The 6914-nt window shown below is 41.5% G+C and carries 7 protein-coding genes; 1 reads left to right on the top strand and 6 read right to left on the bottom strand.

Translation table 11 applies throughout. The features are described 5' to 3' along the window. Positions 1-71 precede the first annotated feature (71 nt). From B3M51_RS12175 to B3M51_RS12165, 3 genes are all read right to left on the bottom strand, one after another. Positions 72-275, bottom strand: coding sequence for a cold-shock protein (locus tag B3M51_RS12175; RefSeq protein WP_014706925.1), 204 nt, complete (start codon positions 273-275; stop codon positions 72-74). 280 nt (positions 276-555) lie between these two features. Then, the gene (locus B3M51_RS12170) at positions 556-1584 is read right to left on the bottom strand and encodes an acyltransferase family protein (RefSeq protein WP_292759559.1); all 1029 of its coding nucleotides are present in this window, start codon (positions 1582-1584) and stop codon (positions 556-558) included. A 107-nt stretch (positions 1585-1691) separates the two neighbouring features. Next, positions 1692-2699 (bottom strand): sensor domain-containing diguanylate cyclase, encoded by a 1008-nt coding sequence (locus B3M51_RS12165; RefSeq protein ID WP_292759557.1) that lies wholly within the window; start codon positions 2697-2699, stop codon positions 1692-1694. Between the two features lie 210 nt (positions 2700-2909). Here B3M51_RS12165 and B3M51_RS12160 point away from each other — a divergent pair, with 210 nt between their 5' ends. Then, on the top strand, positions 2910-3878 hold the full coding sequence (locus B3M51_RS12160; RefSeq protein WP_292759555.1) for a DUF3080 family protein: 969 nt from the start codon (positions 2910-2912) through the stop codon (positions 3876-3878). A gap of 3 nt (positions 3879-3881) precedes the next feature. Here B3M51_RS12160 and B3M51_RS12155 read toward each other — a convergent pair whose 3' ends face one another. From B3M51_RS12155 to B3M51_RS12145, 3 genes are all read right to left on the bottom strand, one after another. Then, complete coding sequence (locus tag B3M51_RS12155; RefSeq protein WP_292759553.1) at positions 3882-5498, bottom strand: methyl-accepting chemotaxis protein; 1617 nt, start codon at positions 5496-5498, stop codon at positions 3882-3884. A 352-nt stretch (positions 5499-5850) separates the two neighbouring features. Beyond that, on the bottom strand, positions 5851-6210 hold the full coding sequence (locus B3M51_RS12150; RefSeq protein ID WP_292759551.1) for a helix-turn-helix domain-containing protein: 360 nt from the start codon (positions 6208-6210) through the stop codon (positions 5851-5853). Between the two features lie 87 nt (positions 6211-6297). After that, on the bottom strand, positions 6298-6825 hold the full coding sequence (locus tag B3M51_RS12145; RefSeq protein ID WP_292759549.1) for an NADPH-dependent FMN reductase: 528 nt from the start codon (positions 6823-6825) through the stop codon (positions 6298-6300). Between the last annotated feature and the right edge of the window lie 89 nt (positions 6826-6914).

The raw sequence follows: 6914 nt of genomic DNA, 5'->3' as shown, positions 1-6914 counted from the left end.
ACAAAAAAGCCCCGGAAAACGGGGCTTTTTCGTTTCACCCGAAGGTGAAAATCAAACTGTTATCGTAGCAATTATGCAGGAACGATGTTTTCAGCTTGTGGACCTTTTTGACCTTGAGTAACATCAAATGTTACACGTTGGCCTTCAGTCAATGTTTTGAAACCGTCACCTTGGATTTGACGGAAATGTGCGAAAACGTCAGGGCCGTTTTCTTGTTCGATAAAACCAAAGCCTTTAGCTTCGTTAAACCATTTAACTGTTCCAGTTGAAGACATAAATCATCCTATTTTTTGTAAATCTAAAATGCCCAATATGGGCGGGTATGCTGTAAGTGGAGCGGGTATTTTGAAAACAGGACGAGTACTCTTTGGATCTAACATTAAAGCGGAAACATCGAACTTGAAAACAAATATCTGTCGTACTTGCAAGCACGATCGAATATATAGAGATTATATGTAAAGGTCAAACCCTATTTGATAAATAATCGAAATATATCTGCAATGGCTCCATAGATACTCCCGATGACCACTGATCAGTCAGAAATAGTTGACTTAATTAATTCATCGCCACTAATGGGTTAGCTTTATAACGTCTTTCGCGAAACCAAAGTAACGCCGGCTTTTCTACGTGGTTGTGAATCAGTATGGCCAGCAGAAACGAAACCCCAACGGCAATAGCAACTCCTGTGATGCCGGATAAACCAATTGCATAACTGTGATTAATTATTCCGTAACCAATATTCTGGTGGATTAGATAAAGGGAATAGGAAAGGCTGCCCAACCATAAGGTAAGTCGATTAACAATAAAATTAAGATAACCGCTTATTGCCAGCACAAAAACAGCGTAACAAGCTAAAACAAAAAGACTGAATGGTGCAGGGTAGGCAATGAGTGCATGACTCATAGACAGAGCGAGGAAGAGTACTTCACTGGCAGTTAAATTCCCCGACTTGTACCAGCGGTATAACAACATCCCACTGATAAACAGAGGGGCATACATGGCAAATAATAATTCATGGGTCAAAAACAACAATGACGGGGATAGATTTTCCAGATGAATCATTGCTATGTAACTGATAATTACCCAGCCAAACAGAACCATGCGAAGCTGCTTCCAGCTTTTCAATGCATAAAACAAAATGGCCATCCACAGATAAAATGTGCCTTCAATTACCAGGCTCCAGTAGGCACCATCGACATGGGAATAATCCAGGTAGCTATGTAAAAGCGTGAAGTTTATTAATGCTGTGCTGAACGAGACATTGCGATCAGCCGGGCCGAGCATTTGAACTATGAAGAAAGTCAGCAGAATGCAAACCCATAAAGCCGGTAATAAACGAAAGGCCCTGGCCAAACCAAACCAGCGTGCATTTTCGGTTCGTTCCAGTGTCATCAAAATCACAAACCCACTCAGCATAAAGAACAGGTGAACGCCATAACGGCCAAATTCCAGCACATCTGGGGATGAGAAAGAATGTCCATATAGTTCATCGTAATAGGGCAGGTAATGAAACAACATGACGCCCAGAGCGGCAACACCTCTTAAGGCATCAAGTGCCTGTAACCGGGTTTTGGCTTTCGCCATCTAACGCTCCTGTGGATTTAAAAAGTTAATCAGGATATCTAAACAAATTGAATTCAGACTTAATCCGGGATATATCAATAACAAGTATTGGGTGGAGAGCCTATTTATCAGGCCACTACGCGGTTTTTACCTTGGTGTTTTGCTTCATAGAGTTTGCGATCCGCTCGATAAAGCAGTGCAAAAATACCCTCATCTTCTTCACCATATTCGGTCAGGCCTATGCTGACAGTAAACGTCACGTTTTCACCACTGACTAATGGCAGGCTTAATTGTTCTACGCATTCACGCATCCGTTCGGCTAAAGCCTGTGCTGAGGCAATATCGGTTTCAGGAAGAATCATGGCAAACTCTTCTCCACCAATACGACCAAAAATATCGTAAGCACGCTTTGAATTCATAATGCATTCTGTAAATAATTTGATGGCTTCATCGCCTGTGTTATGGCCGTGCAAATCATTGATACGTTTAAAATTATCGATATCAAACATTAACAGGCATAACGTTCGGTTGTGACGCGAAGTTCGCTGCAGTTCGGTTTCTGCCTGGGCAATAAAAGCCCGCCGATTCCAGATACCGGTTAAATCATCTGTATTGGCAAGAAATTCGAGTGTTTTGGCAACTTCTTCCAACTCAAGGTTTTGTTCAAGAATATCCAGATGAGCCTCAAAAATATTGCGTAACTGCACCATCATCTTGAGTTGTAATTCGCTGTAATAATGCGTTTCTGTGTCGAGAACACATAGTGTGCCAAACGGGTCACCATTCGGCCAGGTGACGGGCACGCCAAGGTAATTAATCATACCTAGCGTCGGGTCATATTTATCTTTCCATGCGGCATCTTCATAGGCATTGGCTACAAACAGGGTTTTCTGTTCACGGATGACAAATTCGGAATAGGTTTCTGAACCTCTTAAATCAAATTTCTGATTACTTTGATATGGATTTGTCGATGCACGGTTTTTAACCATTACCGCAAGCTGATTATTTTCATCTACATGCGTCAGAAGTGCAGCAGGTACTTGCATGAATTCGGCTAATAGATCAATCAGATCCTGCCATTGTTGAAAATATTCATCACTCACCATTGGATGAGATGTATCTGTCGTAATCGCCAAGATACCTATCCTATATTTTTAGTCTGTTATGGAGCATACAATAAATTTATAACGAGTCTTTAACCTATTTAAAGTGTCTCAGTCAAATATCTGATTTTTAAACCCTTTCGACCTGCCATATTAATGATTATTCCGTATCGAATTTTAGTTCTGTTCAGCCTTATACATTTGCTTTGTGCCTGCGACCCGTTGGCAAAACCGGAATCCTTGATGGATGAATATGTGAAACGGTTAGCCAATGTATTGGACGTGGAGCCAGTCTACTCAGAACTGATTGATATTGAGCGGATTCCCCGACCTCGAGACCGCCGGTTATCAATACCCGAGCACGATATAAATATGCTGGACTTTTTGTCTTTATATGGCTGTGAACTGCAATTTGTGGTGGGAGAAAAAAACTCGATTCTGGGACGCGTCATGCAGCCCTTGAATAGTTTACGTTATGAATTGCAGTTTATAGACGCAGCACAACAATGTCTGGTCGAGATTGACAGTGAATCATTAAGAAGAAAGCTGACGCAAGTAATTGAATTAAAAAAACAGTATTTACCACGTGTGATTTGGAATGCTACCTGGGGAACAGAGGAAATCGCGCAGCTAATGAGTTTGTCATCAGGACTTTATGATCCAGAGCAAAGCCAATACGAAATCAGTAGCTATAATCAGGATATTGTTTATGTAAACAAACGGGTTCAGCAACTGCTTCAAGGTCAGTATGAACAGGATCTTGAGTATATGGGCGAGATTCAACAACGTTGGCAATATGGAAGCCGGGCAGGGCAATTACACAATAGTGCGAGATTGCTGATAAGCCGGTTGGATGATGGAACCAATATTCTTAAGCAACGTATTGATGAAAACCCATTATGTTTACAGGGTAGACCGAACAATCAGGCCAAGATTCTGGAATCGATGTTTTTCAAGGTTTATATTGAAAAAGTTCAACCTTATATGTCGGCTGTAAACAGCGGTGCTGATCAGCTGTTTCAACCCTTAGCTAGACTGGCAAAGATACAAACAGAAGTAATGCCGCAGACTTTTAATGATTATTATCAACAAACGTTAAACCTGAATAATCAGGAAAATATCTGGGCGTTATATCAGCAACGAATCAAAGAACACACGGAAGCCTGGCAGGATTTGCTGGAACAGTGTGGTCTTCGACCCACGCCCGACTAAAGGCTAAACTTTAAAGCGACTCATCATTTGTTTCATGTTATCGGAAAAACGTCTGATTTCCTGGGATAACTCTTCACCTGTTTCAGCCACTTCACTGGCAGATTCTGTCTGCTGGTTTAAACCATGCAGATTTTTACTGATTTCTTCAGCGACACAGGTCTGCTCTTCAGTTGCCTGAGCTGTTTGAGTCGCCATATCATTTACGCGATTAGAAGACTGCTGAATTTCATGGAAGACTGTGTCGGCTTCAACAAAAGTATTCGCTGTTTCATCAGCATTTACCTTACCTTCAGAAATAGCCTTCGAGGATGCGCTGACAGACAACTGTAATTTCTGGATAATTTCATCTATATCATTGGTGCTTTGCTGTGTACGGGTTGCCAGAGTTCTGACCTCATCTGCCACAACAGCAAAGCCTCGTCCATGTTCACCTGCCCGAGCGGCTTCAATGGCGGCATTCAATGCCAGCAAATTAGTCTGTTCGGCCACGCCACGAATAACTTCCAAAACAGTAACGATATTGTTTGAGTTGGTTTCAAGCTCCTGAGAGGAGTTCAATACCAAATCCATATTGCGAATCAACGCAGCGATTTTTTCATTCGACGTTCTGACAACTGCCATACCGCGATCAGCCAAACCAGCGGTTTGATCCGCCTCAGAAGCAGAATTGGTTGCAACCTGTGCCATTTCCTTGTTGGCCAATGTCATTTCATGAACTGCGCTCACAATGGATTCGGTCGATAAATTCAATTTATCGTTAATATCTTTGGTATGAACTGACGCATCTGACAGACTGGCCGTGAGATTGCCGAGGTTCGCAACCTGGGACAGAATATTTTTGATTAAATCCTGCAGGTTGGAGACAAAAACATTAAACGCCTGAGCCAGATTACCGAATTCATCTTTAGACGACACATCTATTCTAGCGGTAAGGTCGCCATCGCCCGAGGCAATTTCATTAATCCGTTTTACCAAGTAATTAATATCGGAAGTCAGTTTTTTGGGAATAAGATAACTAAAAATCATCGCGATTATCAAAACGATAGCGACAGCAATAAAAGTGATTGTCATTTTGCTGCGGATATCAGCAGCCAGTTGCTTTTCAATGACCTCAAAACCATTAATTACTGCTTCGCCGGACTTATCCAGAATATCCCGTAATTCAGCAAATTCCTGATCTTCAGTTTGCTTAAGCAGGTTTAAAGACAGCCCATTGTTATAAGCTTGTACCAGCGCATCAGAGGAGGCTACCCACTCTTGGTATGCTTGATTAAATACTGCCGGGTCACCAGATATTTCAGGAAAGTCTTTCAGATATTCCCGGTAATCAGTATAACGTGCCGCCACTTGTTGGATATTTTCCTGCCGATCTATTTCTTGCTGATCGGCGGCGTCGCTTTGACCCGAAAGAATATTAAGTTGGGCAAGTTTAGCCTGGTACAGATCCCTGTCAGCATTAAGAATGACTTCACTCGCAGGCATAAAGCTTTTCGACTGAATTTCAATCAGATTATTCTGTAAGGACATCATCCACCAAAACATTGAGATGACGATAATAATAGTTAACCCCATTACCATTACCGGGAGGGAGCTTTTGGTGCGTATGCTATGCATGTTCATTGAATTGTCCTTCACGATCGCAACTTTGTATTGCCAACTTGGTGTTGAATTTTAATTTAACTCTTATGTTCAGCAATGTTGTCGACAGTTTCCGGCAGATCTTTAAGAAATAATATTCGCTTACTGCTGATTCAAAGTAACGTTATATTAATAAAAGGTCTATTTGGCTCGAAAAAAAACGAATCTTCCCTGAAAACTCAAAGCAAGATAGATAAACTTCATTATGATCGGCCGAGCGGGAATGTTAGTAGAGGTACTTTATTCACTAGTGACAAGCGGGTGATGAAAACTATTAAAGGTTCCAGCCGCCAGGGTTCATTTGGATATGGCACCTGCGGCTGGTTGTGAATAATTATTTAGACTTGGTTTTTTTACTTTTCTTTTTATTCTTTTCCGATTTTTTGGGTTTATCTTTAGCTTTCTTGGCAGCTTTTTTCGCCTTTTTGGGTTTGTCTTTTTTCTCTTTCTTGGGCTTGTTCTCAACTGTCAGAGGAAAACAATCCATTCCATTTGCCCGGTAGCGTCCCAGCCAGTAGCGAATCTGGCCTAAGCTCAAAGCTGTCTTTTCAGCCGCTTCTTCCTGAGTCGCACCTTCGGATAAAAGCAATAAAGCTTTGGCTCTCTCACTATTCACTGAAGCTTCTTCACTGATTTTATAGAGCTGTTTTTGAGACTTTTTCTTTAAATCCAACAAAGCTGCCGAGTCGTTCATGTGAGATCCTTAGAAGAATTAATCGAAAAGCATATCGATAAATGTTTCCATATTACTGCAATTATATTTCTAAATTGTGACAATAAATTACAGGGTCAGTTGATGCATGGTCTCATGCAACTGTTTGTCAAATTCAGTGTTGATAACCTTTCCGTTATCGGTATCAAAATTATCATAAAAAGAGGGGAGCCACATACTACCTTTTATGTCGGCAGCAAAGCGGGGCATTGAATTGAGAGCAATATCCATAACTGTGGCTCCACCGCGTTCACCAGGAGAGGTTGAGAGCAGGATAGTGGGTTTTTTCTGAAACACTTTTTGTTCGATACGGGTGCACCAGTCAAACAGGTTTTTCCATGCTGCTGAATAGTTACCATTATGCTCAGCAAGGGAAATAACTAAGGCATCGGCATGGCCCAGTTTATCCAGAAAAGCTTGTGCCAAGGCGGGTTGACCTATTTCTTTTTCAATATCAACGCTAAACAGTGGGAGTTCATAATCATTCAGATCCAGCAATTCTACATCAGCATTCTCAAGCAGACTCGCTGCATAAGTAACTAATTGCTTATTGATTGATTGTTTACTGTTGCTTGCGGCAAAAGCGATGACTTTCATAGAATCTCCGTTGTTAAAGGTATGCTGTGTCTAGGAAGTGTTTATCTTTTATATCCACCACTGCTTGCGACTATTTTTGTGTCCGGCAA

The organism is Methylophaga sp. UBA2689, assembly GCA_002354555.1.
GTDB lineage: Bacteria > Pseudomonadota > Gammaproteobacteria > Nitrosococcales > Methylophagaceae > Methylophaga.
This window is presented reverse-complemented; position numbering and strand designations above follow the sequence as displayed.

Coding starts and splice junctions, on each gene's coding strand:
- B3M51_RS12175 (WP_014706925.1), bottom strand. CDS start 275: ATGTCTTCAACTGGAACAGTTAAATGGTTTAACGAAGCTAAAGGCTTT.
- B3M51_RS12170 (WP_292759559.1), bottom strand. CDS start 1,584: ATGGCGAAAGCCAAAACCCGGTTACAGGCACTTGATGCCTTAAGAGGT.
- B3M51_RS12160 (WP_292759555.1), top strand. CDS start 2,910: ATGGATGAATATGTGAAACGGTTAGCCAATGTATTGGACGTGGAGCCA.
- B3M51_RS12155 (WP_292759553.1), bottom strand. CDS start 5,498: ATGAACATGCATAGCATACGCACCAAAAGCTCCCTCCCGGTAATGGTA.
- B3M51_RS12150 (WP_292759551.1), bottom strand. CDS start 6,210: ATGAACGACTCGGCAGCTTTGTTGGATTTAAAGAAAAAGTCTCAAAAA.
- B3M51_RS12145 (WP_292759549.1), bottom strand. CDS start 6,825: ATGAAAGTCATCGCTTTTGCCGCAAGCAACAGTAAACAATCAATCAAT.